The sequence below is a fragment of the Gordonia sp. NPDC003425 genome, from assembly GCF_053588635.1.
In genome coordinates this window covers 33,990-60,384 of sequence record NZ_JBSFQI010000016.1, presented here as the reverse complement: position 1 = coordinate 60,384, position 26,395 = coordinate 33,990, and the positions used below count along the sequence as shown (strand labels likewise).

Genomic DNA, 26,395 nt, shown 5'->3' with positions numbered 1-26,395 from the left:
CCGGACCGCCTGATCACGGAACGGTATCCTCGAGGGCACAGGGTCCTGTCGGAAACCGACACGGCGACGGCTCGCTGCTCGCGTTCGTCGCTGGTGCGTCCCGCGATGTGCCCGAGGACGAGATGCGCTGCCCGTTTTGCCGCAACGAAGACACGAAGGTGATCGATTCCCGGGTCGCCGACGAAGGTCAGGCCATTCGTCGGCGACGCGCCTGCAGCGCGTGCGGACGACGATTTTCCACCGTGGAGAGCATGGTGTTGGCGGTGGTCAAACGCAACGGGGTGACCGAGCCGTTCAGCCGGGAGAAGGTGATGCGCGGGGTTCGGCGTGCCTGTCAGGGCAGGCACGTCAACGAGGACGACCTCGCACAGCTCGCGCAGCAGGTCGAGGACGCGGTGCGCGCGTCCGGATCGGCGGAGATCCCCAGCAACGAGGTGGGGCTGGCGATCCTCGGTCCGCTCCGTGACCTCGACGAGGTCGCCTACCTGCGGTTCGCCTCGGTGTATCGCTCGTTCGACTCGCTTGAGGATTTCCAGCGGGAGATCGATGATCTGCAGGGCAACCTGACCCGGCGTCGAGAGACCACAGCCGGCGACGGCCAGTCGGTGTCAGCCGAGACGGTCCAGAGTTCGTAGCGCGCGTTTCTCGGAGATCGGGTAGGCGGTGCCGAGGCGCTGGGCGAACAGCCCGACCCGCAACTCCTCCACCATCCAGACCGCCTGCTCGTTGACCGCATCGCGGCGCGGCTCCGGAACCTGCGCGAGTCGTTGATTCCAGCGCTCGACCACCCGGTCCACCGACGCCAGCGCCGCGCGGTCGCGGTCGGCCGAGCCGGGCAACTGTTCCAGCCGGTACCGCGCGGCCTGCAGGTAGCGGGGCAGGTGCGTCAGGTGCTCGCGCGGCGTGGCCACCACGAAACCGTCGAAAATCAACTGCGCCAGTTGATCTGCCACGTCGTCGGCGGCCACACTGCCCGCGTGCCGGTCGATCTGTGCCCGCAACGGGGCTACCTGTGCCAGCGCGGCCACCGCCAGGCCGAAGTAGTCCGGCGCCGCCGACCGAACCTCCGGGCTCACGGTGCGGACGATCTCGGCGAACGCCACCGGGTCGCGCACGTCTCCCAGGTCGGCGGTCCGTGGCGCGATGTCGCGGATGGCCCGCCGGGTGCAGTCGAGGTACAGGCCGTCGGGGTCGTGATACGGGTTCTGGCTCAACGCGAGCCGGTCCGCTGGGTCGAGGGTGGCGCTGATCTTACGGCTCAGCGGGGCGATGGCGTGATCGAGAAGTACCGTGACCGCCGCGGACATTTGCGCGGCGCGGGCATGTGCCGACGCCGCGGTGGTCGGCGAGACGGCCCGCCGGACGTCGGCGCCGTCGACCACCGCCAACGAGGGATAACGCGTGAGGTGTTGTCCGGCAACGGGTTCGGTGACCGCGTCGGCGAGGGTCCCGATGCCGTCGGCGGTCCAGGAGGTGTAGACCGGTCGACGTGTCGGCGCCGGCGCGTCTCCGGAGAGGCGGGTCACCAGGTCGGGCAGCGACGTCCCGGTGGCGATGATGTCCCCGCCATGATTGTCCCCGCCATAATTGTCACCGTCGGGCCGGGTGACGGCGAAGTGCATGCGCAGGTGGGTGGGCAGGTTTTCCGGGGCGAAGTCGTCGGGCCGCACCGTATGACCGGTGATCGCCGACAGTTCGCGGGCCAGACCGACGATGATCGGCTCTTTGCGCGGGGTGAGACGTTGCAACGCCAGGTCGGCGAACCGCTGCGCGGGTGCCATCGTCTTGCGGATCTGTTTGGGCAGCGTCTTCACCAGCTCGGCGGCCAACTCGTTGCGCATTCCCGGTACCAGCCAGTCGAATCCGGCGGACCGTACATGCGTCAGCAGGGCACGCGGGATCACCGTGGTCACCCCGTCGTCCGGGGCGCCGGGCTCGAACCGGTAGCGCAACTCCAGACGGGTGTCGCCCTGCTGCCACGCTCCCGGGTAGTCGCTGTCGGACACGGTGACGTCGGCGGCGACATCCTCGCGACGCAGATCCAACAGGTGCGGATTCTGCTTGCGCGCGGTGCGCCACCAGGTGTCGAAGTGGCGCGCGGACGTGGCCTCCGCCGCCACCCTGCGGTCGTAGAAGTCGAAGAGTTGATCCTCGGTGATCACCACGTCACGGCGGCGGGCGCGATGTTCGACGTCGGCGGCGTCGGCCAGCAACGCACGATTGCGCCCGAAGAAGTCGTGATCGGTGCGCCAGTCACCCTCGACCAGCGCATGCCGGATGAAGATCTCTCGTGCCGCCACCGCGTCGACCGGTCCGTAGTTCACGCGACGACGCGCCACCAGCGGGACGCCGTAGAGGGTGACGCGTTCATAGGCCATCGCCGCACCGCGTTTGGCCGACCAATGCGGTTCGGAGTAGGTGCGTTTCACGAGATCGCCGGCCAGGCGTTCGGCCCAGAGTGGGTCGATGCCCGCCACGGTGTGGGCGAACAACCTTGAGGTCTCGAGGATCTCGGCGGCCATCAGGAACGGCGGTGGCTTCTTGGAGACCGGCGAACCGGGAAAGATCACCAGCGTGGTGTTGCGGGCACCGGTGTATTCGCGACCCTCGGCGTTACGGGCGGCGATGTTGCTCAGCAGCCCGGCCAGAACGGAACGGTGGATCGCGTCGGCGTCGCGTTCGGTGGCGGTCGTCGACCAGTCGAGGTCGGCGACGATCCGCTCGAGTTGCCGGTGCAGATCCTGCCACTCGCGGATGCGCAGGTAATGCAGATACTCGCGTTCGCACATTCGGCGGAACTGGTTGCCCGACAAGTTGTCTCGTTGTTCACGCAGGTACTCCCAGAGCGCCAGATGGCTCAGGAAGTCCGAGCCGGGCACCACGAAGCGGCGGTGTGCGGTGTCGGCGGCCTCGCGATGCTCGGCGGGCCGCTCACGGACGTCGGGCAGTGAGAGGGCGGCGGCGATCACCAGCACGTGATCGAGACATCCCTGCTCGTGGGCCGCGATGAGCATGCGCGCGATCCGCGGATCCACCGGGATGCGGGACATGGTGCGGCCCACCGGTGTCAGCCGTGGGTCGCTGCTGGTGCGGTCGGTGGCGGTGATGGCGCCGAGTTCGGTGAGCACCGACAGTCCGTCGCGGATGGCACGTGCGTCGGGTGGCTGGACGAACGGGAACTCGGCGATGTCACCGAGCCGCAGTGAGGCCATCTGCAGGATCACCGCGGCAAGATCGGTGCGCAGGATCTCCGGGTCGGTGAATGCCGGTCGGGAGTCGAAATCCTCTTCGCTGTAGAGCCGGATGCACACGCCGGGCGCGACGCGTCCGCAACGGCCTGCGCGCTGACGGGCGCTGGCCTGCGAGATCTTCTCCACCGGAAGCCGGTGCACCTTGGTGCGTGCCGAATACCGCGAGATGCGCGCGGTGCCGGTGTCGATCACGTACCGGATTCCCGGGACCGTCAGCGATGTTTCGGCGACGTTGGTGGACAACACGATCCGGTTTCCCCGCGACGGGGTGAACACCTTCTGCTGTTCGGCGATGGAGAGCCGGGCGTAGAGCGGCACCACCTCGGCACCCGCGGTCACGCGGCGGCGCAACGCGTCGGCGGTCTCGCGGATGTCACGTTCGGTCGGCAGGAACACCAGGATGTCGCCGCCGGAATGGGAGGCGCCCCACAGTTCGCCGATAGCGGCGTCGATGCTCTGGATCTGATCGAGGTCGGCGTGTTCACCACCACCGCGTTCGTCGCCGGTGTCGGGTCCGTCGCGCAACGCGGGTGGCCGGTAGACGACGTCGACCGGATAGGTGCGCCCCGACACCTCCAGGATCGGCACCTCACGGGTCCGCGTCGCGTTCGCCCCGATGTCACTGAAATGCCGGGCGAATCGCTCGGGTTCGATGGTTGCCGAGGTGATGATGAGTTTCAGGTCGGGCCTGCGCGGCAGCAGCCGGTGGAGGTATCCGAGGATGAAATCGATGTTGAGGCTGCGTTCGTGCGCCTCGTCGACGATGAGGGTGTCGTAGGCGCGCAACATCGGGTCGGTGGCGATCTCACGCAGCAGGATCCCGTCGGTCATCACCTTGACCAGGGTGTCGGCGCCGGAGCGGTCGGAGAATCGCACCGAATAGCCGATGGCGTCGCCGATCCGGGTGCGGGTCTCGTCGGCGATTCGGCGGGCCACCGAACTCGCCGCGATGCGTCGGGGTTGGGTGTGGCCGATTGCCCCGCGGATGCCGCGGCCGAGTTCGAGGCAGATCTTGGGCAACTGCGTCGTCTTTCCCGATCCCGTCTCGCCGGCCACCACCACCACCTGATGGTCGGCAATGGCTGCGGCGATCTCGTCGCGGGCCGCCGACACCGGCAGTTCCGGCGGGAAGTCGAGGACCGGAACGGTCGCGCGCCGACGCGCCAGACGCCGCTGCGCCGCATCGATGTCCCGGGCTGCGGCGGCGAGCGCCTCGTCGGAGGGGGAGCGTCCGAGCTTGTCGAGGCGGCGACGTAACCGATGTTCGTCGGCGATGCTCACCTGCGCCAGGCCGGTACGCAGGGACCTCGTGTCGATCCCGGTCGATGTCTCCGCGGTGCCGCTGTGCACGGGATGAGGCAGGGACGGGTCGGGGGAGACGGACATGATGACATCCAGGATAGGTCGGCCCGTTCGGACACGTGACGGGCGAGTGCGGGTGGACACTCGTCGGATGAAGCTCTACGCGGACATTCCCGTCCAGAGGTTCCGTCAGATCGTCGCCGACATCGCGGCCGTGTGCTGGATCGCGTTCTCGGTCTACATCGGCGTCACGCTGCACCGGTTGGTGATGGATCTGGCGACACCGGGCAGAAAACTCGCCGACGCCGGCAGACACCTCCACGACGGACTGACGTCGGCGGGACAGAAGGTGGCCGACGTCCCGCTGATCCCCGACGGGGTCCGCAAGCCGTTCGATTCCGCCGGTGGTGCCGGCACGGCGCTGCAGGAGGCGGGTACCGCGCAGGCGTCGGCGGTGGCGCACCTGGCGATGTTCGCCGGGGTGGCGGCGGCGGTCGTGCCGATCATGTTGATGCTCGCGCTGTGGTTGCCCCCTCGCGTGCGGTTCGCCCGCCGGGCAGGTTCGGCACGGCGGCTGATCGGTGCTGCGCCGAACCTGGACCTGTTCGCCCTGCGGGCGTTGACCCATCAACCCCTGCGTGCACTCGCGCGCATCGACGACGATCTGATCGGTCGATGGCGCGACCGCGATGACGAGGTGGTCTACGAACTGGCGGTGCTCGAGTTGCGGTCCTGCGGCGTGCGGCCACCCCCGCGGGAGGGGTAGCCGACGTCATCGGGCGCCGGTTGGGCATCATTGACCACATGGCAGGTTCTCTGTGGCACGGATTCGCCGACATGGGCTCGGTCGGCGCGAGCGGCCCGTTCGTGGTCAGTAGGGGTGAGGGCGCCCGCATCTGGGATGTCGAGGGCAACGAATACCTCGATGCGACGGCGGGACTGTGGTTCACCAACATCGGGCACGGACGTACCGAGGTCGCCGAAGCCGTCGCCGACCAGCTCGGACGTCTCGCCCACTACTCCGGGTTCGGTGACGTCACCGCGGATGTGACCGACGCACTGGCCGACCGTCTCGGCGCGATGGCGCCGGTGCCCGGTTCCAAGGTCTTCTTCACCTCCGGCGGTAGCGACTCGGTGGACACCGCCGCCAAACTCGCCCGCCGCTATTGGCATGAACTCGGGCGGACCGACAAGAACATCATCGTCGGCCGCACCAAGGCGTATCACGGGATGCATGTGGCCGGGACCTCGCTGGCCGGTATCCCGGCCAATCATGACGGCTACGGCACCCTGATGCCCGACGCCCAGACCGTCGAGTGGGACGACGCCAAGAGCTTGCTCGGCCTCATCGAGCGGGTGGGCGCCGACAAGATCGCCGCGTTCTTCTGCGAACCGATCATCGGTGCCGGCGGGATTTATCTGCCCCCGGAAGGCTATCTGCGCGAAGTGCGTCAAATCTGTCGCGACCACGACGTGCTGTTCGTGGCCGATGAGGTGGTCACCGGATTCGGCCGCATCGGCGGGCAGAGCTGGTTCGCCTCGTCGCGGTTCGGCCTCGAACCCGACATGATGACCACCGCAAAGGGTTTGACGTCGGGTTACGTGCCGATGGGTGCGGTGTTCGTCGCCCCGCGCGTGGCCGAGCCCTTCTTCGCCGGGGGTGTCTGGTGGCGGCACGGCTACACCTACGGCGGTCACGCCGGCGCCGCGGCCGCCGCGATGGCCAACCTCGACATCATCGAGCGTGAGCATCTCCTCGACGAGGCGACCCGCCTCGAGGGCGACCTGGCCACGCACTTCGCGCCCCTGGCCGACCTCGACGCGGTCACCGAGGTGCGCACCGGACTCGGCGCGGTCACCGCCGTGCAACTCACGGATGCACCGACCGCGATGGCGGCGGTCGGCACGCTGCGCAAGCACGGGGTCAGTACCCGCGCGGCCGGGCAGGGCGCGCTGCAGATCTCGCCGTCGTTCGTGATGACCACCGACGAGGTGGCGCAGATGGCGCAGCGGTTCGCCGCCGCACTGAGCTGACCGCTCATACGCAAACGCGCACCGACTCGAAAGAACGCGCCTTGTGCAAGGCGCGCGTCCCGGAGTCGGTGCGCGTTTTGCTGAGATCTGCGCGCCGGGTCAGGCGTTGGCCAGGACCTCGGTGGTCGTGATGGCCTGGGCCACACCCTGGATGGTGGCGGCCACCTTGACCGCCTCCCAGACCTGCTCCTTGGTGAGACCGGCCTTGCGGACCACATCGGCGTGCGACGCGGTGCAGTCGTGGCACCCGTTGATGGTGGACACGGCCAGACTCCACAGCTCGAAGTCGGCCTTGTCGACGCCCGGGTTGCCGATGATGTTCATCCGCAGGCCCATGCGCACCTGGGCGTAGTCGTCGCCGAGGAAGCTCTTGGCCCGGTAGGCGACGTTGTTCATGCCCATGATCGATGCGGCACCAAGTGCTGCGTTGTACGCCTCGGCCGACAGCGTGTCGGCGGCCTCGTCGGCGATCTCGCTGAGCACCTTCGCATTGCGCGAGGCGGCGGCGGTGGCGAGGAATGTGCCCCACAACTGCTGCTCACTGAGCTCGGTCGAGCGTGCCAGCGAACTCAGATTGAGCTTGAGATCCTTGGCATACTCGGGAAGGGCTTCTTTGAGGTTGTCGATGCTCACGTCGGTACCCCTCAGACGCTCGCGCTGAGCAGTTCGCCGGCGTCGATGGTCGGGTCGCCCTTGCGCCAGTTGCAGGCGCACAGTTCGTCGGACTGCAGGGCGTCGAGCACGCGCAGCACCTCGTCGACGTTGCGGCCCACCGACCCCGCGGTGACCGACACGAACTGGATCTCGTTGTTCGGGTCGACGATGAAGGTGGCGCGGTCGGCGACGCCGTCGGCGTTGAGCACACCGGTGGCCTCGGCCAGCTCACGCTTGAGGTCACTGAGCATCGGGAAGGGGAGGGTCTTGAGATCCTCGTGCTGCGCACGCCACTGGAAGTGGACGAATTCGTTGTCCACCGAGGCGCCGAGCACCTGGGCGTCACGATCGGCGAACTCCTCGTTCAGCTTGCCGAAGGCGGCGATCTCGGTGGGGCACACGAAGGTGAAGTCCTTGGGCCAGAAGAAGACGATCCGCCACTTTCCGGGATGGTCGTCGCTGGAGATCTGGGTGAAGTAGTCGTCGGGTTGCTGCGCGTCGACCTTGCTCAGGTCACCGCCGATGACGGCGGTCAGGTTGTATGCGGGGAACTGGTCTCCGATGGTCAGAAGAGCCATGGTGTGCTTCTCGCTCCTTTTGTGTCGCTGGCGTTCGTGGGTGGCGCGCGAACTACGTGTTGTGCGGTTGCCCCTTGATTCTGCCGAAGATTGGCCGAAAGCGAAACGTGATGATTAGCACTACACTGATAGGCATGTCCGATAGAAGTTATCAGCCATCGGTGGCTGGTCTGCGCGCCTTTGTCGCCCTCGCCCGCAAACGGCACTTCGGTTCTGCGGCAATCGAACTCGGAGTCAGCCAGCCCTCACTCTCGCAAGCGCTGGCCGGGTTGGAGGCCGGACTCGGCACCCAACTCATCGAACGCACAACCCGGCGCGTCTTCGTGACCCCGGAGGGCGAGTCGCTGCTGCCGAAGGCGATAGCGGTGATCGACGCCGTCGACGAGTTCCTCGCCGCAGCAGCAGGTTCGGATGATCCGCTCGACGGCACGCTGCGCCTCGGACTGATCCCGACCGTCGCGCCGTATGTGCTCCCGACGATTCTGCGTGGGCTGGCCGGTGAGTTGCCGGCGCTGACGCTGCGTGTCGTGGAGGACCAAACCGCCCGGCTGGTGGCGCAACTACGCGAGGGCTCGCTCGACGCCGCGATGCTGGCGCTGCCCGCCGATGCGCCGGGGCTGTCCGAGATCCCGCTCTATGCCGAGGATTTCGTGCTGGCACTGCCGGCGGGGCACCCCTTGGCGGGACGCAAACGGGTGGAGCCGAGCGCGCTGGCGGAGCTGCCGCTGCTGCTGCTCGACGAGGGGCACTGTCTGCGCGATCAGGCGCTCGAGGTGTGCCGTCTGGCCGGGGTGCGCGCCGACATCGGGCACACTCGTGCCGCGTCGTTGGCCACCGCCGTGCAGTGCGTGGAGGGCGGCCTGGGTGTGACACTCATCCCGGGGACGGCGGTGGCCGCCGAGACCGCAGGAGGTGAACTGGCCACCGCGTCGTTCACCGCGCCGCGACCGGGTCGGCGCATCGGCCTGGTCTATCGCGAGTCGTCCGGACGCGACGACGCCTACCGGCGACTCGCATCGATCATCGGCAGGCTCGTCGACCAGACCGGCGCGGTGCGGGTGGAGGCGCCCGGCGTCGATCACGCCACCGTTGCGTGAACCCGGCACCGGCACCGGGTGTGGGCCGGCTCAGCCCGCCGAGTTCGTAGACATCACGATGCCGACGAGTCCGCGGTGTCGGCGCGTGCGAGTTCCTCCCACTCGTCGAGCAGGCTGGAGTCCACCTCGCGCACCATCGCGCCGACATGCTCGGTGATCTGCGCGATCTCCTCGGTCATCACCGTGTTCGGTACTCCTTGGCGCAGCACACGATAACAGTCGGACAGGTACCGCAGTACCACTCCTTCGCTGCGCGCGAGTCCGTGCGCGGAGATGAGATCGGTGAACGTCATGGCCCGTTCGAGCATCTCGCGCAGCACCGACTTGGGTGACGGCGGAAAACCCGCCACCCACGGATGCGCCTGCCGGTACACCCCGAACGCGTAGTCGATCTCGTCGGCGAGCGGGCGCGGCCAGGTGATCTCCTCGAGCCGGGACATGCGTTCCTCGTACTCGATGCCGTCGGCCTTCATCTCCGCGATCGCGGCGTCGCGTGCCTCCTTGCGCTGTGCCATCAACACCGGGCGCGGGTCCTCGAGGGTGGATTCGAGCACCGAGATCACGTCGCGCGCATGGGTCGACGCGTCGGGGTCGAGGATCTCGAAGGCCGCCAGCGCGAACGCCGACAAGGGATTGGTCAGCGCGAAATTCTCCGGCATGTCCACGCTCAGTGCGACGTGGCGTCCCTCGGCGTCGGGTTCGTCGAGTTGGATGACGATCCCCGCATCGCGCAGATCCCGATACAGCCGGATGGTGTGCCGGATCTGGCGCAACTGCCGGTCACGCGGAAGATGGTTGTCCTCCAACAAATGCCGGGTCGCCGCGAAGCAGTCGCCGGGGCGGCCGAGAACCTCGAGGAGCATGGCGGTGGTCATCCGGAAATGCGAGCGCAGGGGCTCATCGGGCGCGTCCACCAGCTGCCGGAACGTCTGCTCGCCCCACGACACGAAACCCTCGGGGGGTTTCTTGCGCACCAGCTTGCGCAACTTCTTCGGATCGTCGCCCGCCTTGGCGACCGCGCGCGCGTTCTCCACGTCGTGGTCGGGTGCCTGGGCCACCACGTAACCAACCGTGTCGAAGCCGGCGCGTCCGGCGCGCCCGGCGATCTGATGGAACTCGCGGGCCCGCAGCCGACGCACCCGGGTGCCGTCGTACTTGCTCAACCCGGCGAACAGGACGGTGCGGATCGGCACGTTGATGCCGACGCCGAGCGTGTCGGTGCCGGCGATGACCTTGAGGAGCCCCTGCTGGGCGAGGCGTTCGACGAGACGCCGATAGCGGGGCAGCATGCCGGCGTGGTGGACGCCGATCCCGGCACGCAGCAGCTTGGACAACGTGTTGCCGAAACCGGTGGAGAAGCGGAAATCGCCGATGGCCTCGGCGATCACGGCTCGTTCGGCCTTGTCGCAGATGCGTGCCGAGAGCAGCGCCTGTGCCCGCTCCACCGCCGCCGCCTGCGTGAAGTGGACGACGTAGATCGGCGCGCGACCCGCATCGATGAGCGCTTCGATGGTCTCGTGGACCGGCGTCATCGCGTAGCTGTACTCCAGGGGTACCGGCCGGTGGGTGCCGGTGATGGCGGTGGTGGAGCGACCGGTGCGTCTGCGCAGATCGTCGACGAAGAAGCTGATGTCACCCAGCGTCGCCGACATCAGCAGGAACTGGGTGTGGGGCAGTTCGATCAGCGGGACCTCCCACGCCCAGCCCCGGTCGGATTCGCCGTAGAAGTGGAACTCGTCGGACACCAGCACCCCGATGTCGCTCCCCGGACCGTCGCGCAGCGCGAGGTTCGCGACGATTTCTGCTGTCGCGCAGACGATCGGGGCGTCGGCGTTGACCGAGGCGTCACCGGTCAGCAGACCCACCTGGTCGGCGCCGAACTGGGCGCACAGGTCGAAGAACTTCTCACTCACCAGTGCCTTGATCGGCGCGGTGTAGAAGGCGCGCTTGCCGTGACAGCGGGTGAAGTAGATGGCGCCGGAGGCCACCAGCGACTTTCCCGAACCGGTCGGGGTGGCCAGGATCACGTTGCTGCCGGAGATCAGTTCGAGCAGCGAGTCTTCCTGGTGCGGGTAGAGATCGATGCCACGCGCCGACCACCACGAGGTGAACGCCTCGAACGCGCGATCGTCGTCGTCGACCGGGGTCAGCACCGACGACGACTCGGGCTCCGCGGTGGCGGGGTCACTCAGATCTGTGATGGCCAACCACCGTCGCCGGAATCGCCGGACCCGTTCCCGCCCTCACCCTCGTCGCGTGAGTGCTGGGCGAGGAAGCGTTCGAGTTCGGCGCCGAGTTCGTCACCGCTGGGCAGTGATTCGTCGGCCGCCAGCAACGAGGCGCGCTCGGCCTGCGCCGCGGCGAAGGAGTCGTACTGCGCCTCGAGCGCGGACACCACCGACTCGATCTCCGCGTTGCCGGAGACCTCCTTGTCGACCTGCTCGCGGACCGTGTCCGCGGCCTGCTCCAACGCGGTGACCGGCAGGTCGAGACCCGTGAGGCCCGACACCGTTTCCAGCAGCCGGGCAGCCGCGCCCGGATAGTCGGTCTGCGACAGATAATGCGGAACGTGCACCGACAGGCCCGCGGTACGGCGTCCGTGCTGTCCGAGCCGCAGCTCGAGCAGCATCGACGCGCTGGCCGGGAGTTTCATCGCCGATCCCCAGCGCGGCAGATCACCGAGCGAGTCCGGTTCGTTGCCGTGCGCGGTGACGGCCGCCGGCCGGGTGTGCGGTACCGCCATCGGGATCGCGTTGAGACCGATGACGTCGGTCACCGCGAAATGGTCGGCGAGTTGCTCGATCGCGGCGGTGAACTTCTCCCACCGCAGGTCGGGTTCGGAACCCGACAGCAGCAGGAACGGCCGTCCCGAGTTGTCGCGAACGGCGTGCAGCATCAGTTCGGGCATCTCGACGTCGGTGAAGGTCTCGCCACTGAAGGAGATCGTGGGCCGCCGGGAGCGGTAATCCATCAGTTCGTCGTTGTCGAAGGTCGCGACCACATCGGAGTCGAGAGTGTCGCGAAGGTTCTTCGACGCCAATGCCACGGCATGACCGGCGTCGGCGAAGCCGTCGAGCGCGTGGATCAGCACGGGTCCCGTCCCGGCGTCGTCGGCGACGCGGGGCGCCGGAAAGGCCAGTTCGTAGAGCGGGCGTTGCTGCTCGGGCTGGGAATTCATGTCGTCCCTCCTCTCTGTGACCGTCACGGCGTAGTCACTGCGGTGCCGGTCGTGCACCACCTCACATTGTCCCGCATCCCGGGTGGATGGGGCCAATCACGCTGGTCGGCGAGACTGCGGCGGCAGCCCCCGGATACGGGCAGGTGCGATGTCCGGTTGTTCAACGACAGCGCGGTGTCGCGGCATTCCCGGCTCGGCGGAGTGTCGGGGTGGCCGGGGCGGGCGCCGATGGCACAGTGAGACCGTGCCCCGATTGACCATGCCCGCCGCACTCGGACTTGTGGCCGCCTGCCTGCTGACGTCCGCCTGCACCGTCGGCGGGGCAGCCGTGGGCGGGACGTCCGATCTGGCCGCACGGTCGGTCACCGCCGCCGATTTCCCCGTTCCGGGGGCCACCCGCGTGCCGCCGAACGCGGTGGCCTATGCGCTCGGTGATCTGATCGGACGGCCCGTCGCGTCCGCCTACTCGCCGCAGAACTGCCAACCGGCGGCGGTCTCCGCCGAAGGCGCCGTGGTCTACGTCGCGACGGTGCCCGCGCAACGCTCCACCTTCTCCACCGCGGTGGCCGGCGTGGACCACGACCTCGATACCGTCACCGAACGGGCACGCCGCTGTCCTCGCGCGATGACCGGCGACCCGGCGACCGCCACCACCGAGATCCAAACCCAGGTCCGGCCGGCCCCCACCGCACTGCCCGGGGTGAAGACGGCTGCCATCCTGCGCACCGAACAGACCGGCGGCGACGCGGCGCCGCTGATGACCCGCACGCTCACGCTGATGGGTCAGCGTGGTGACGTGCGGGTGTATGCGCAGTACCGCTGGCCGTCTGCCGGGGACATCGCACCCGACGCCGCCGCTCAACTCCATGAACTGTTCACCAAGGTGCAGGCGAAGGCGTTCGGTACCTGAGGCCGAACTTGTGGATGCACCTGTGCCGGTGCACAAGGTGGCTCGCGACGTTCGATGTTTGCCGGACGAGTCGTCGAGCGCCCCGATGATGGGCGCCATGGCACATCAACCACAGCTGTCGCCGACGGGCCTGCTCACCGCGATCCCCGCCCTCCTCGGCTTCATCCCCCGGCGTTCGCTCATCCTTGTCGCACTGGCCGACGCAACACGCGTGGACGCCACGATGCGGCACGATCTCGATCTCCGGCCCGACGGCCGACCCACCCCGGCGATGACCGAGGTGATCTCCAATCTCGGCGACATACTCGAGAACTACGGCGCCACAACGGTGGTCGCCGTCGTCTGCGACGACAGGTACGGCGCCGACGACGCGCACTACCGCCGCATCATCGCCATCGTCGACAGGCACTGCGGCGGCTCGGCGGGCCTGGCAGCCGGATACGTCGTGCCCTGCTTCGAGTCCGGCGCGATCTGGCGCCGCGTCTGGCACTGTGGGACACCCGACACCGGCACACCTGACACCGGCACACCCGACACCGGGTCGGACGACGTCGGGCGGCTGCGCGATCCGCGCACCTCACCCACCGCGGTCGCCGGACTGGTGGAGAACGGTCGCCCCGTGTTGGGTGAACGCGACGAGATGCGCCGCATGCTCGAGCCCACCGAGCACTGCGACGGTGACTGTCACGCTGCCGATTGCGATGGCCGACGTGCCGATTGCGACGACCGAGCCGGCATCCCCGGCGGCCAAGCGGAGTCGTCGGCCGAACTGCTGGCGGCGATCCTCGAGGCACTGACCACCCCATTCCCGCGCTTCGACTGTGCGACGGTCGCCCGGCTCGATCGCGCGATCCGCGATCTGCGCGTGCGCGATGCGGCGCTGGCGTTCGCGGTGACCGATCTGCGCCACGCCGCCGAATCTCTGTGGCGGGAACTGTGCCGCAGACTGACCGGCACCGGACGCGCCAGCGCGGCGACCCTCCTGGCGCACCTGCACTACATCGGCGGCGAGGGCGCCCACGCCGCGGTGGCGCTGGACTGCGCACTCGAGGCCGACCCCACGTGGTACTTCGCGGTGCTCCTGGACTCGGCGTTGCGCCGGGGCATGCGCCCGCACACCCTGTGGCAACTCATCGACGACTCGTATGCGATGGCGGCGCGCTTGGGCCTCGACATCCCACGCGCCACCCTCCGCGACGCCGGCTGATCCCGGACCCGGCCCAGCATCGCCCGCGAAGACTCAGACCAGACCTGGGAGGATGTCAGACCTTCTCCACGAAGATGGCGTGCGCCATGTCCGGCGACAGCGTCAGACCGTCGTGGCCGGGGGTGCTGATCTCCACCTTGTTGGGGCTGCAGGTGACCGTCACGCGGGCATTGGGCACCACGCCGGCCTCGCGCAGCGAAGTGATGAGTTCGACGTCGGACTGGGCGTGCTCGGACAGGCGGCGGACGATCACGGCCACCGGATCGCCCTGGGGCAGGTCGGAGAGCCGCGTGGCGCCGTCGGTGACCGGCGCATCGGCCAGTCCGAGCTCTTCGAGACCGGGAATGGGATTGCCGTACGGCGAGGTCGTGGGATTCTCCAGCACCGCGAGCAGTCGGCGCTCGACGTTCTCGCTCATCACGTGCTCCCAGCGGCACGCCTCCTCGTGCACCTCATCCCACGGCATCCCGATCACGTCGACCAGGAGGCGTTCGGCCAGACGGTGCTTGCGCATCACCGCGACGGCGAGACTGCGCCCCTTGTCGGTGAGCTCGAGGTGACGGTCACCGGCAACCCGCAACAGGCCGTCGCGCTCCATCCGGGCCACGGTCTGCGAGACCGTGGGACCACTCTGCTCCAGGCGCTCGGCGATCCGTGCCCGCAATGGGACGATGCCCTCCTCTTCGAGGTCGTAGATGGTGCGGAGGTACATCTCGGTGGTGTCGACCAGATCGTTCACTGTGCGCCGTCCCTTCGTCCTAACCAAGGGTACCTTGACCTGCATGAGGAGCTCAGCTTCACATGCCGATCAGCCTCGGGCGCCGCGTTGGGGCACTAGCCTGGGATACGTGCGAGAACAGTGGGGTCGATGATGACCGCGGCAGTGATCTGGAGCGAAGATTATCTGACATACCGATGGGCACATACCCATCCGATGAACCCGGTTCGGCTCGCACTCACGATGACGCTCGCGCAGAGTCTCGGAGTGCTCGACGACATCGAGACAGCGCCACCCCTCGACATCGACGACGACGCGCTCACCGTCATCCACAGTCAGGACTACGTCGACGCCGTGCGCGCGGTGGGTTCGGGGATGGCATCGCTGTCGGGACCGTTGCTCGAGCGGCTCTTCGGTCTCGGCGACTCCGACAATCCGGTGTTCGACGGCATGCACGAGGCGGCGCGACTGTTGGTGGGGGGCACCCTCGCGGCGGCGCAGGCCATCGGCTCCGGTGCGGTGCGCCGCGCGGTGAACATCGGCGGCGGCATGCACCACGCGATGCGGTCACGCGCTGCCGGATTCTGCATCTACAACGATTGCGCGGTGGCCATCGACTGGTTGCTGCACAACGGGTTCGACCGCGTCGCCTACATCGACATCGACGCCCATCACGGTGACGGGGTGCAGGTGGCGTTCGCCCACGATCCGCGGGTGCTCACGGTGTCGCTGCATCAGCATCCGGCCACGTTGTGGCCCGGCACCGGCTGGCCCACCGAGGTGGGCGAGGGCGACGGGGCGGGCAGTGCGGTGAACATCGCGCTGATGCCGGAAACCACGGACCGGTTGTGGTTACGCTCTTTTCACGCGGTGGTGCCGTCGCTGATCGCCGAGTTCCGGCCGCAGGTGCTCATCAGCCAATGCGGCGCCGACAGCCATCTCGCCGACCCGCTCACCGACCTCGCACTCACCGTCGAGGGCCAGCGCGCGGCGATGATCGCGATGCGTGACCTCGCCGAACGCTACTGCGAGGGGCGCTGGCTCGCGGTCGGCGGCGGCGGGTACGGCGTGGTCAACGTGGTCCCGCGCAGTTGGTCCCACCTGCTCGGTGTGGTCCTCGACCGCGATGTCGACCCGACTACCCGTATCGACGAATCCTGGTGTGCCACTGCCACACAGATCGCCGCGACCGTACATTCGGAGTACTCGCAGGACCCTGTCGGGGTGATGGGTGACGACGGTGACGTCGATTACGTCGCGTGGGACGGTGACACCGGACAACCGCCGCCCCCGGGCATCGCCGAGACCGCACAGCGTCAGACCGACCGCGCGATCATGGCGACCCGCAACGCCGTTTTTCCCCTGCATGGCCTCGACCCGGAGGATCCCCGTGACTGACGCCGATCAACGACCGGCACCGGCGACACCGCACCCCGCCGGCGATCCCGCACCGAGCGGGTCGACGACGGCCGGGTCGCCCGCCGACGGCACGCATCCGGCCGGCGCCGCGGTGGCCGACGGGGAGAACCGCGGACCCTGGGACTACCCCCGGCACTGGATCGCCGACGTGCTCGCCTCCGACGGAGGCGTGGTGCACCTGCGCCCAATCGTCCCCGACGACGCCGACCGGGTGGTGCGATTCCACAGCGGACTCTCCGAACGCACGCGGTACATGCGGTATTTCGGCCCGACGCCCACGCTGCCGCCGCGGGAGGTCGCACGGATGACGACCGTCGACCACCGGCAACGCGTCGCGCTGGTGGCGGTTCTCGGCGGTGAGATCATCGCCATCGGTATCTATGAGGGTCTGGCCGCCGACGGCAAGCCCGACTCGGCCGAGGTGGCGTTCGTCGTCGCCGATGAACACCAGGGACGCGGACTCGGACCGATCCTGCTCGAGCACCTCGCCGGTGCCGCGGCCGAGAACGGATTCACCCGTTTCGAGGCCGAGGTGCTCAGCGAGAACCCGAACATGGTGACGGTGTTCCGCGACGCGGGCTATCAGATCTCGCGGGCCTTCGACGGCTCGACGGTGCACGTCGAGTTCCTCATCGACCCGACCGAGGCGTTGTTGTCGGTGCGCAACGCGCGCGAACGCGCGTCCGAGGCACGCAGCGTCGCCAACCTGCTGCGGCCGGCCTCGGTGGCGGTGATCGGGGCCTCCACCGATCCGAAGAAGGTCGGAAACGCGTTGTTGGCCAACATCATCGCCGGCGGATTCACCGGGCCGGTCTTCCCGGTGAACGGCCCCGAGCACCACCCTGACGACGCGGCCGAGGACACGCCGCGCGGCATCGACGCACAGGCACGCCGAGGCGCGTCGAACCGGCGGCACGGTCCGGCGCGCACCGAACGGCTGCGCCCGCCGTCGGTGCGCGGCATCCGCGCCTATCCCACCGTCCGTGACATCCCGGACCCGATCGATCTCGCCGTGGTCGCGGTGCCGGCCGCCGCGATCGACGAGGTCCTCGACGACTGCCTGGTCAAAGGGGTGCGCACCCTGGTCATCGTGTCCTCCGGCTTCGGGGAGAGCGGTGAGGCGGGACTGGAGAGCGAACTCCGCCTGGTCGAGCAGGTCCGTGCCCACGGCATGCGCCTGGTGGGCCCCAACGCGCTGGGCGTGGCCAACAACGACCGCGACATCGCCCTCAACGCCACCCTCGCGCCCCGGATCCCGGCGGCCGGCAACGTCGGATTCTTCTGCCAGTCCGGTGCCCTGGGGATCGCGATCCTCGACACCGCCGCACGCAGGCAGATCGGCTTGTCCACCTTCGTGTCCGCGGGCAACCGCGCGGACGTCTCGGGCAACGACCTGCTCCAGTACTGGGACACCGATACCGCCACTGACGTCGTACTGCTCTACCTGGAGAGTTTCGGCAATCCGCGCAAGTTCTCCCGCATCGCACGGCGCGTGTCGCGCGGTAAGCCGATCGTGGCGGTCAAATCGGGTAAGGGAGCGATGAGTCCGGTGCGCGCGTGCCGGTCGGGCGGGGCGAGCCTCGACGACCGCATCGCCGAGATGGTGCTCGAACAGGCCGGCGTCATCCAGGTGGACACCATTCCCGAACTCTTCGACTGCGCAACGCTGTTCGCCTACCAGCCGCTGCCACGGGGACCACGCACCCGCATCATCGGCAATTCGTCGGTGCTGGGCAGTCTGGCCGCCGATACCGCCCGCACCGGTGGCCTCGAGGTGCTCGACACGATCGACCTGGGTGCCGGGGCGTCGGAAGCGGAGTTCGAGACAGCAGTGGCACAGGCCATGGCGGATCCGGGTGTCGACGCCATTCTGGTGGTGTTCGTGCCGCCGGTCGCCGTCGACGCCGACTGGCACGCGCGAGCACTGATGGCCGCCGCCAACACGCCCGACGCGGACGCGGCGAAGCCGATCGTCACCACCTTCCTCGCTGTGGAGGGCATTCCGCCCGGCCTGATGAAGCCGGGACCGTCGGGGCTGCCGGAGCGGGGTTCCATCCCGTCCTACGGCTCACCCGAACGTGCGGCGGTCGCGCTGGCCCGGTCCTGGCAGTACGCCAAATGGCGTGGCCGGCCAGAACCCGAGATTCCCCGACCCGCCGGAATCAATGCCGAGCTGGCCCGTACCCATGTCCGCGAGGCCATGGTCGGGCTCACCGCCACCGGTGAGGAGGGCGCGTCGACCCGCACCCTCACCGACACCGAGTCGGCGCACGTGCTGGCCGCCTACGGGATCAATGTGGTGCCGTTCCGCGAGGTCCACACAATGCACGAGGCCTCCGCGGCCGGTCGCGAACTGGGATTCCCGGTGGCGGTGAAGGCAACGTCCGCGGGATGGCGGGGCCGGCTGGACCGTGAGGGTGCCCGGCTTGACCTGCCCGACGCGACCGCCGTAGTGACGGCCTTCGCCGAACTGGTGGAGCTGACCGGCGATCACGTCCTGCATGTGCAGAAGATGGCACCCAAGGGAATCGGGACCATGATCCACGTCGGGGACGACCCGTCGTTCGGCTCGCTGATCTCGTTCGGGTTGTCCGGGCGCACTTTCGAACTTCTCGGCGATCGCGGATATCGGGCGATCCCGATCACCGACGTCGACGCCGAGGAACTGATCTCCGAGCCGCGCTCCTCACTGCTGCTCAACGGCTACCGCGGTGAAGAGCCCGCCGACCGTGCCGAACTCGCCGATCTCCTGCTGCGCGTCTCCACGCTGGCCGACGACATCCCGGAGGTCCGCGAGATCATCGTCGACCCGGTGCTGGCCTCATCCGAGGCCGCCTCGGTGCTCAACGCGCAGATACGAATCGGCCCGGTGCCCACCAAGGCGGACACCGGACCGAGACGATTGAATTAGGAGCGCTCGTGAACCAGGGCGCGTGGGGTCAGCTCGCGTAGGCCCGCAGGCGGTCGGCGCGCTCACCCTGACGCAGCTTGCCCATCACCTCACGTTCGATCTGGCGCACCCGCTCGCGGGACAGGCCGAACATGCGGCCGATCTGATCGAGCGTGCGCGGCTGACCGTCGTCGAGGCCGTAGCGCATCCGGATGACCTGCTGTTCGCGTTCGTCGAGGGTGGCGAGGACGGCCCGGACGTCGGAGTGGAGCAACCCGGCGATCACCGCGCTCTCCGCGGAGGTGGCCTCGGCGTCCTCGATGAAGTCACCGAGTGGCGCCTCCTCATCGCTGCCGACCGGCATGTCGAGACTCACGGGGTCCCGGCTGTGGTCGAGCAGGTCGGCGATCTTCTCCGCGGGGATGCCGGACTCGTTGGCCAGTTCCTCGTCGGTGGCCTCCCGGCCCAGCTGCTGGTGCAGTTCACGCTTGATCCGGGCCAACTTGTTGACCTGCTCCACGAGGTGGACGGGAAGCCGGATGGTGCGGCTCTGATCGGCCATGCCGCGGGTGATGGCCTGGCGAATCCACCAGGTGGCGTAGGTGGAGAACTTGAACCCCTTGGCGTAGTCGAACTTCTCCATCGCACGGATCAGGCCGAGATTGCCCTCTTGGATCAGGTCGAGCAGCGGCATGCCACGACCGGTGTAGCGCTTGGCCAGCGACACCACCAGGCGGAGATTGGCCTCCAGGAGATGCGATCGTGCCGCCTCGCCCTCGCGGACGATGACTGCAAGGTCGCGCTTCTTGACGGCCGAGAGACGCTTACGGTTCTCCAGCACATGCTTGGCGTAGAGGCCCACCTCGATCCGCTTGGCCAACTCGACTTCTTGCTCCGCGTTGAGCAGGGCGGTGCGGCCGATTCCGTTGAGATAGACGCGAACGAGGTCCGCGGCCGGTGACTGGGCGTCGAGATCCTGTTCGGTCATGGCCGGCCGGGACCGGCCGGGCTCATCGTCGATGACTGTGGTGGAAGCGCTGACTGTGGTGGACGTGGTGGTGCGTGACATTCGGCCTCCTGACTCGAAGTGCATTCAGAGGGTGCAACGCCCCCTGGCGCGGGATAGTTCCCGGCCGGATTCGGTCGTTGCGCCAGGAGGACCCGCGACCTGCGACAACGCACCGCGGAGAATCCTCGGGACTGAGAAGATGCTGAGAGTTGGAGTCCGAACGGGTGAGTGACCCGTCAGGGCCGATGCCAGGGGTCGGCGATCGTCGAATCGATGACCGTCGGGGTGTCGTCGGCGCGGCGCGGCGCGTGCTCGTCGAGCGACTGCGGCCCGATCACGCGGTGGTCGGAACCGTATTTGTAATGCGGTACTTCGCCGCGTTTGCGGGGCGGCCGATCATTGGCGATCAGCACGGCCACCCACGGAAGGGGAATCGAGGCCACCACGATGGCCAGCGCCCACAGGCCCGAACCCGTTGCGCTGTAAACGATTCCGGCGATCACCAGTGCGGGCACGCGAAAAGCCATCAGCGTCAGATACTTGCGTACGCGGGCTCTGTGCTGCGCGTCCAGGGATTCCTGCGCGTCTGTGATCAGGAAGGCCTCGGACGCCGCGCGCTCGCGTGACGGTCCCTCATTGCCCATGTGACCACTGTTCCACTTTCTGCGGCGGAATGCACCCGCCGCGAGCGGGTCGTTTGCGGTTGCGCCCCGCCCCGTGGCGAATGCGGGTGAAAGGCGCACAATAGAGCGCATGGCAACGGAAACCATCGAGCGGCCCGACCTCGACGAATTCTCGGACACCAAGACCGACGAACGTCCCGACAGCGACGCCACCGATCGGGGTGACGACGATCGGCCCAAGTTCTTCCACTACGTCAAGAAGGACAAGATCGCCGAGAGCGCGGTCATGGGCAATCACGTGGTCGCTCTGTGTGGGGAGACATTCCCGGTCACGCGCTCGGCCAAGCCGGGATCGCCGGTGTGCCCCAAGTGCAAGAAGATCTACGCCCGGATGCGCAAGAGCTGAGACCGGCTCGGGATCGGCTCGGCGGCCACCACGACGTCAGTCGCCGCCCGGCCGACCGGGATCTCGGACGCCGTCGTCGGGTGATGGCGCGCGCCGGATCGGACCGCTCGCCAAGCGGTCGGGCAGCGACTTGATGTGGCCGGTGACCTCTGCGGTCTGCGTGTGCACCCAGTGCCGGACGTGGGCCGTCGCGGGTGGGGCGGCGGGCCACATCGACTGGATCGCGGCGTTGAATTCCGCCCCGATCACGATCGCGAAACCCAGGAAGAACGTGAACAGCAGGAATGCGATCGGGGTGGCCAGCGCGCCATAGCTGTATCCGGCGCGGGTGATGGCCGTCAGATAGATGCGCAGGATGTAGCTCGCGACCCAGAACACCACTCCGGCCAGCACGGCCCCGGCCACCAGCCGGTGCCAGGGCAGCGGGTTGGGCAGCGCCAGGTGATACAGGGTGGTCAGCACCAGGAGCAGCAGCAACGCCACGAACGGGAAGTATCCGTAGTCGATGATCGTGCTCACCACCGGATCCCATGAATCGGGCAAGATCTCGTGCAGATAGTTCGGCCCCAGCGCCACCAATGGCAGCAACGGCACCGACACCGCCAGGAACACCAGGTAGAGCAGCAGGGCGAAGATGCGCTGCCACACCGGGTTTCGCACCTCGTGCTGGTCATGGGCGCGGACGATCGACGCGACGAAACAGGACACCGCCGACGACCCCGCCCACAGCGACAGGATGAAGCCCACCGAGATGACGCCGACCCGGCCGCGGCCGAGCACGTTGTCGACGGTCGGGGTGATCAGGTCGGTCACGACACTGGCCGAGAACGTGCGGTCGGCGAAGCTGATGATCCGGTCGGAGATGACCTCCACGGTGTCGGGTCCGAACCAGCCCGCGATGTAGCCGACGCTGCCGAGCAGCCCGAGAAGCAGCGGTGGCAGCGAGAGTGCCTGCCAGAACGCCGCCTGCGCCGACCACCCGACGATGCCGTGATCCCACGCGTTGACGATCGTCCGCCACACCACGCGGTGCATGTTGCGCAGCACCGGCGGTCCGTCGCTGGTCGCAGCGTCGCGGTCGGGGGTGGCTGTGCTGCGGTCTGGGGTGGCTGCGTCGGGCCGGTCGTCGGCCACCGGCTCGGATACGGCGAGGTCGATCGACACCGGTGCCGGCCGCCGGTCGCGGCGATCCGGACGCGCGGACTCGACCGGCGCGGTGATCGCGTCGGTGAGCGGAACCGGGTTGCGTCGTGACGTGGTGATGGCTCCAGCATCCCTGATGCGCGCCGAAGATGGGTGATCGCCTCGCCGGGCGTGCCCGAGCCGGCCGCGGACAGGGCGGTGTGGCGTGTCCGGCACGTGTCGCCGGTAGCGTCGGCCGCCGGTGCCGGTAGCATGGCAGCCATCCCCTCGGGTTGCGGTGCGACGTCATCGCATCGGTTGTTGCCGAGGGGCTGTTTCATGCCCTCACGTCGTCGGGAGCAAGTGTTTCGTGACCTCTGCTGACAGTGTTGCCGTGTCCTCGGCCCCGCCGCTGCGCGCATGGCAGCGGCGAGCCCTGACCAGATACCTGACGCGACGTCCCACGGATTTTCTGGCCGTCGCCACGCCCGGCGCGGGCAAGACCACGTTCGGTCTGCGGGTCGCGCGTGAACTGCTCGACGACCGGACCGTCGACCAGGTGACCGTGGTGACCCCGACCGAGCATCTGAAGCATCAGTGGGCGCAGGCCGCGGCGAAGGTCGGCATCGCGCTGGATTCCCGTTTCAGCAACTCCACCGGGCAGACCAGCAGCGACTACGACGGGGTGGCGCTGACCTACGCGCAGGTCGCCGCGCACCCGTCACGGCACCGGGTGCGCACCGAGAACAGGCGCACCCTGGTGATCCTCGACGAGATCCACCACGGCGGCGACGCGAAGTCGTGGGGTGATGCCATTCGTGAGGCCTTTTCCGACGCGGTGCGACGGCTGTCGCTGACCGGAACGCCGTTTCGGTCGGATGATTCGCCGATCCCGTTCGTGACCTACGAACCCGAAGAGGGCGGGGTGCTGCGGTCGCGCGCCGACCACACCTACGGCTACAGCGACGCGCTCGCCGACGGCGTGGTCCGGCCGGTGGTGTTCCTGGCGTATTCGGGCCAGGCGAGTTGGCGGACGTCGGCCGGTGAGGAGTACACGGCGCGGCTCGGTGAACCCCTGTCGGCGGAGCAGACCGCCCGGGCGTGGCGCACCGCCCTCGACGCCCACGGAGACTGGATTCCCGCGGTGTTCACCGCCGCGCACACCCGGTTGGGGCAGTTGCGCGCCAACGGGGTGCCCGACGCCGGGGGACTGGTGATCGCTACCGACCAGACCGTCGCCCGCGACTACGCCGAGCTCCTCGAGTCGATCACCGGCCGCAAGCCGGTGCTGGTGCTCTCCGACGACCCCAAGTCGTCGTCGCGGATCGCCCAGTTCGCCGCGTCCGACGACGAATGGATGATCGCGGTGCGCATGGTGTCCGAGGGCGTGGACGTGCCGCGGCTGGCCGTCGGCGTGTACGCGACGAGCGCCGCCACACCGTTGTACTTCGCGCAGGCGATCGGACGTTTCGTCCGTTCCCGGCGTCCCGGCGAGACCGCCAGCGTGTTCCTGCCGTCGGTGCCGGTGCTGCTCAACCTGGCCAGTCAGATGGAGGCCGAGCGCGATCATGTTCTCGGCAAACCGCATCGCGACGCCGATGGGCTCGACGACGCCCTGCTCGTGGATGCGAACAAGCAGCAGGACGAACCGGGGGACGAGGAGAAAGGGTTCCAGTCGCTGCATGCCGATGCCGAACTCGACCAGGTGATCTTCGACGGGTCGTCGTTCGGTACCGCCACATTCGCCGGCAGCGACGAGGAGTCGGACTATCTGGGCCTGCCGGGGCTGCTCGACGCCGACCAGGTGCGCGCGCTGCTGCGTAAACGGCAGCAGGACCAGGTGGACACGCGTTCGGCGGCATCCGCCGCTCCGGCCGTCACCGACGTGGCCGATACACGCGTCGCGGGAGAGAACCTGCACGCGCTGCGTCGCGAACTCAACAGTCTCGTCGCCATGCATCACCACCGCACCGGCAAGCCGCACGGCGCCGTACACAACGAGTTACGTGGCAAACTCGGCGGACCACCCACCGCGATGGCGACGGCAGATCAGCTACGGGAACGGATCAAGGCGCTGCGGGAGTGGCGCTGAACTGCGGGTCCCGGATACGCGAACACCCCGGGCCGCGTGGGCTCCGGGGTGTCGGCGACGTCTCGTGATGCGCGCTAGACCAGCTCGCCGGCCGATTCGACGACGGTGGCGCTGAGCTCGACCAGTCGTGCCTCGTGCTCGTTGAAGTGGTGGCGGCAGAAGAGAAGCTCGCCGCCCTTGGGCAGGACGGCACGTACCTTTGCCGCCGCGCCGCAACGATCGCAACGGTCGGCAGCGGTGAGCGGCATGGAGATCGGGGGTGTGGTAGCGATGTCAGACATTGTTTCCTCCGTCCCGGTCCGGCGCCTGTCGGTCGCCTTCCCTTCGTGAGCCGACACATCCGGGCGATGCATCAACCTCACTGTGTCAGACGTTCTCGGCTTCGGTATTGTTCCGACGCGCCGCCGGGTGTGTCGTCACTCACCCTTAACACGGGTGTTCCGGACCGCAACACGACTACACGCCCTCGTTACTCGCACAGCGACATGGATCACATGCGTCAGTCGAGCGGCGGTCGGGGCCGCACGCAGAACAGTCACACCGCTGCGTCCACCTGCCAGCAGCTCTCACAGAGTGCATCTCCGAGAGTGCCTCTTGCAGAGTGTATCTGCCAGAGGTATTTTTCCCTCATGAACCTGACTCCCACCGCCCGCGCGATCCTGGGGTTTCTGTCGCTGGCACCGCGCAGCGGCTACGAGATCCGCCAGGCGTCTCGCCGATCGACCGGCATGATCTGGGGGATCAGCGACGGTCAGTTGTATCCGCAGTTGCATGCGCTGTCCGACGCTGGATTGATCGAGGCTCATGGCGCTCCGGAAGGCACTCAGGCGCGCCAGCGCTGGCGGCTGACCGATGCCGGCCTGACGGCGCTCCATACGTGGCTGAGCTCGCCGTCCGCGCCGCCGACGATGCGCGACGAGGGCCTGGTCAAGCTCATGTTCGCTGACCTGCTCGGCGCAGACGCAATCCGCGCGATCGTGCTCGAGCGCCGAGCACTCCACGCGGAGTTGAGAGCTCAGCTCGCGCAGGTGGTGCCCGGTGCCCACCGCTCGATCCCCGACCACGAGAACGGCATCTGGGGTCCGACCTTCGTGCACACCTTCGGGTTGGACTACCTCGACATGTCGATCGCCTGGTGCGATGACGTCCTCGCCGCGCTCGACCAGCAAGGCTCGAGCGCCTCTCGCCGCGCAATTGCCGGCCAACGTATGAGTCATTCCAATCGAACGGAGAAACCCCGATGAGCGTGTTGGTGACCGTCAGCTACTGGATGTCAGTAGCCGCACTCGTCGCCTACGGAGCCCTCGAACTGTTTACCCGTGGTCGCGGGCAGGCAGCGCAGTGGTCCGGGGCGCCGGAAGACCGGCGCAGCACCGCGGTGGTCATCGCTGGAATCGTCGTCGCGCTGCTGGCGCCGTGGCTGCTGCGAGATGTTGGCAATTTCCACGGCAACTGGCGCATCATCGGCTTGGTGGGAGCTGCCGTGGCGGTCGCCGGCGTGTTCCTTCGTGTCCGCGCGATGACGTCGCTGGCCGGGTCGTACACCCGCACGCTGCGGATCCAGGACGGGCAACAGCTGGTGACCACCGGCGTGTACGCGCACCTGCGCCACCCCGGCTACACCTCCACCATTCTCACCCTCACCGGAGCAGCGCTCGGATTTCAGACGTGGGCCGGTGGGCTCTTTGCTGCGGTCGTCCTCACGTCCTGCTACCTGTACCGGATTCGGGTCGAGGAGACGATGCTTGCTCGCGCCTTTCCCGACACCTGGCCCGACTACACACGACACAGCCACCGACTCGTGCCGGGCGTCTGGTAGCAGGTCAGAAGACCAAGTGGCCACGGTGGGACCAAGGGCCCCGCTGCGGTAACGACGCAACCGGTGCACGTCTGTCGTCAGGCCAG

At 68.2% G+C, this 26,395-nt stretch carries 22 protein-coding genes; 12 read left to right on the top strand and 10 right to left on the bottom strand.

Going from position 1 to position 26,395, the window contains the following annotated elements; all coding sequences use genetic code 11:
* Window positions 1–122 precede the first annotated feature (122 nt).
* Window positions 123–635, top strand: coding sequence for a transcriptional regulator NrdR (gene nrdR / locus ACWDTD_RS17030; RefSeq protein ID WP_449748357.1), 513 nt, complete (start codon window positions 123–125; stop codon window positions 633–635).
* On the opposite strand, the gene hrpA is transcribed toward nrdR, so the two are convergent.
* Window positions 609–4,637, bottom strand: a complete 4,029-nt coding sequence (gene hrpA, locus ACWDTD_RS17025) for an ATP-dependent RNA helicase HrpA (protein WP_449748306.1) — start codon at window positions 4,635–4,637, stop codon at window positions 609–611. The two genes, nrdR and hrpA, sit on opposite strands and share 27 nt — an antisense overlap.
* A 67-nt stretch (window positions 4,638–4,704) precedes the next feature.
* Here hrpA and ACWDTD_RS17020 point away from each other — a divergent pair, with 67 nt between their 5' ends.
* Window positions 4,705–5,319 carry a hypothetical protein gene (locus ACWDTD_RS17020; RefSeq protein ID WP_449748305.1) on the top strand — a complete coding sequence of 205 codons (615 nt, stop codon included), beginning with the start codon at window positions 4,705–4,707 and terminating at the stop codon, window positions 5,317–5,319.
* A gap of 38 nt (window positions 5,320–5,357) precedes the next feature.
* On the top strand, window positions 5,358–6,587 hold the full coding sequence (locus ACWDTD_RS17015; RefSeq protein WP_449748304.1) for an aminotransferase family protein: 1,230 nt from the start codon (window positions 5,358–5,360) through the stop codon (window positions 6,585–6,587).
* 99 nt (window positions 6,588–6,686) lie between these two features.
* On the opposite strand, the gene ACWDTD_RS17010 is transcribed toward ACWDTD_RS17015, so the two are convergent.
* Together ACWDTD_RS17010 and ACWDTD_RS17005 are read right to left on the bottom strand one after the other, a co-directional pair.
* Window positions 6,687–7,220, bottom strand: coding sequence for a carboxymuconolactone decarboxylase family protein (locus ACWDTD_RS17010; protein ID WP_449748303.1), 534 nt, complete (start codon window positions 7,218–7,220; stop codon window positions 6,687–6,689).
* An 11-nt stretch (window positions 7,221–7,231) separates the two neighbouring features.
* On the bottom strand, window positions 7,232–7,819 hold the full coding sequence (locus tag ACWDTD_RS17005) for a peroxiredoxin (RefSeq protein WP_449748302.1): 588 nt from the start codon (window positions 7,817–7,819) through the stop codon (window positions 7,232–7,234).
* A gap of 110 nt (window positions 7,820–7,929) precedes the next feature.
* Between ACWDTD_RS17005 and ACWDTD_RS17000 the strand changes: the two genes are divergently transcribed.
* On the top strand, window positions 7,930–8,916 hold the full coding sequence (locus ACWDTD_RS17000) for a hydrogen peroxide-inducible genes activator (RefSeq protein ID WP_449748301.1): 987 nt from the start codon (window positions 7,930–7,932) through the stop codon (window positions 8,914–8,916).
* A 53-nt stretch (window positions 8,917–8,969) separates the two neighbouring features.
* On the opposite strand, the gene ACWDTD_RS16995 is transcribed toward ACWDTD_RS17000, so the two are convergent.
* Together ACWDTD_RS16995 and ACWDTD_RS16990 are read right to left on the bottom strand one after the other, a co-directional pair.
* The gene (locus ACWDTD_RS16995) at window positions 8,970–11,117 is read right to left on the bottom strand and encodes a DEAD/DEAH box helicase (protein WP_449748356.1); all 2,148 of its coding nucleotides are present in this window, start codon (window positions 11,115–11,117) and stop codon (window positions 8,970–8,972) included.
* Window positions 11,105–12,094: a proteasome assembly chaperone family protein gene (locus ACWDTD_RS16990; RefSeq protein ID WP_449748300.1), complete on the bottom strand. Its 990-nt coding sequence runs from the start codon at window positions 12,092–12,094 to the stop codon at window positions 11,105–11,107. The genes ACWDTD_RS16995 and ACWDTD_RS16990 overlap by 13 nt, the downstream gene beginning before the upstream one ends.
* A gap of 244 nt (window positions 12,095–12,338) precedes the next feature.
* On the opposite strand from ACWDTD_RS16990, the gene ACWDTD_RS16985 reads away from it, so the two are divergent.
* Both ACWDTD_RS16985 and ACWDTD_RS16980 read left to right on the top strand, forming a co-directional pair.
* Complete coding sequence (locus ACWDTD_RS16985; RefSeq protein ID WP_449748299.1) at window positions 12,339–13,004, top strand: hypothetical protein; 666 nt, start codon at window positions 12,339–12,341, stop codon at window positions 13,002–13,004.
* 97 nt (window positions 13,005–13,101) lie between these two features.
* A complete protein-coding gene (locus tag ACWDTD_RS16980; protein ID WP_449748298.1) occupies window positions 13,102–14,211 on the top strand; it encodes a DUF4192 domain-containing protein in 1,110 nt (369 codons plus the stop codon).
* 55 nt (window positions 14,212–14,266) lie between these two features.
* On the opposite strand, the gene ACWDTD_RS16975 is transcribed toward ACWDTD_RS16980, so the two are convergent.
* Window positions 14,267–14,950, bottom strand: coding sequence for an iron dependent repressor, metal binding and dimerization domain protein (locus ACWDTD_RS16975; protein WP_449748297.1), 684 nt, complete (start codon window positions 14,948–14,950; stop codon window positions 14,267–14,269).
* Window positions 14,951–15,082: 132 nt separating this feature from the next.
* Here ACWDTD_RS16975 and ACWDTD_RS16970 point away from each other — a divergent pair, with 132 nt between their 5' ends.
* Together ACWDTD_RS16970 and ACWDTD_RS16965 are read left to right on the top strand one after the other, a co-directional pair.
* Window positions 15,083–16,327: an acetoin utilization protein AcuC gene (locus tag ACWDTD_RS16970; RefSeq protein ID WP_449748355.1), complete on the top strand. Its 1,245-nt coding sequence runs from the start codon at window positions 15,083–15,085 to the stop codon at window positions 16,325–16,327.
* Window positions 16,296–19,259 carry a bifunctional acetate--CoA ligase family protein/GNAT family N-acetyltransferase gene (locus ACWDTD_RS16965; RefSeq protein WP_449748296.1) on the top strand — a complete coding sequence of 988 codons (2,964 nt, stop codon included), beginning with the start codon at window positions 16,296–16,298 and terminating at the stop codon, window positions 19,257–19,259. Before ACWDTD_RS16970 ends, ACWDTD_RS16965 begins: the two co-directional genes overlap by 32 nt.
* A 28-nt stretch (window positions 19,260–19,287) precedes the next feature.
* On the opposite strand, the gene ACWDTD_RS16960 is transcribed toward ACWDTD_RS16965, so the two are convergent.
* Window positions 19,288–20,307: a sigma-70 family RNA polymerase sigma factor gene (locus ACWDTD_RS16960; RefSeq protein WP_449748295.1), complete on the bottom strand. Its 1,020-nt coding sequence runs from the start codon at window positions 20,305–20,307 to the stop codon at window positions 19,288–19,290.
* Window positions 20,308–20,483: 176 nt separating this feature from the next.
* A complete protein-coding gene (locus ACWDTD_RS16955; protein WP_449748294.1) occupies window positions 20,484–20,891 on the bottom strand; it encodes a DUF3099 domain-containing protein in 408 nt (135 codons plus the stop codon).
* Between the two features lie 109 nt (window positions 20,892–21,000).
* On the opposite strand from ACWDTD_RS16955, the gene ACWDTD_RS16950 reads away from it, so the two are divergent.
* Window positions 21,001–21,276: a DUF3039 domain-containing protein gene (locus tag ACWDTD_RS16950; RefSeq protein WP_449748293.1), complete on the top strand. Its 276-nt coding sequence runs from the start codon at window positions 21,001–21,003 to the stop codon at window positions 21,274–21,276.
* 36 nt (window positions 21,277–21,312) lie between these two features.
* Here the strand turns inward: ACWDTD_RS16950 and ACWDTD_RS16945 are convergent, their stop codons facing one another.
* Complete coding sequence (locus ACWDTD_RS16945) at window positions 21,313–22,539, bottom strand: YihY/virulence factor BrkB family protein (protein WP_449748354.1); 1,227 nt, start codon at window positions 22,537–22,539, stop codon at window positions 21,313–21,315.
* A gap of 229 nt (window positions 22,540–22,768) precedes the next feature.
* Here ACWDTD_RS16945 and ACWDTD_RS16940 point away from each other — a divergent pair, with 229 nt between their 5' ends.
* Window positions 22,769–24,490, top strand: coding sequence for a DEAD/DEAH box helicase (locus tag ACWDTD_RS16940; RefSeq protein ID WP_449748292.1), 1,722 nt, complete (start codon window positions 22,769–22,771; stop codon window positions 24,488–24,490).
* Between the two features lie 74 nt (window positions 24,491–24,564).
* On the opposite strand, the gene ACWDTD_RS16935 is transcribed toward ACWDTD_RS16940, so the two are convergent.
* Window positions 24,565–24,771, bottom strand: coding sequence for a DUF7455 domain-containing protein (locus ACWDTD_RS16935; protein ID WP_449748291.1), 207 nt, complete (start codon window positions 24,769–24,771; stop codon window positions 24,565–24,567).
* A 306-nt stretch (window positions 24,772–25,077) separates the two neighbouring features.
* Between ACWDTD_RS16935 and ACWDTD_RS16930 the strand changes: the two genes are divergently transcribed.
* Entirely contained in the window at window positions 25,078–25,734 is a 657-nt protein-coding gene (locus tag ACWDTD_RS16930; protein WP_449748290.1) for a PadR family transcriptional regulator, read from the top strand.
* Window positions 25,731–26,309: a methyltransferase family protein gene (locus ACWDTD_RS16925; protein ID WP_449748289.1), complete on the top strand. Its 579-nt coding sequence runs from the start codon at window positions 25,731–25,733 to the stop codon at window positions 26,307–26,309. Before ACWDTD_RS16930 ends, ACWDTD_RS16925 begins: the two co-directional genes overlap by 4 nt.
* The last annotated feature ends 86 nt before the right edge of the window (window positions 26,310–26,395 follow it).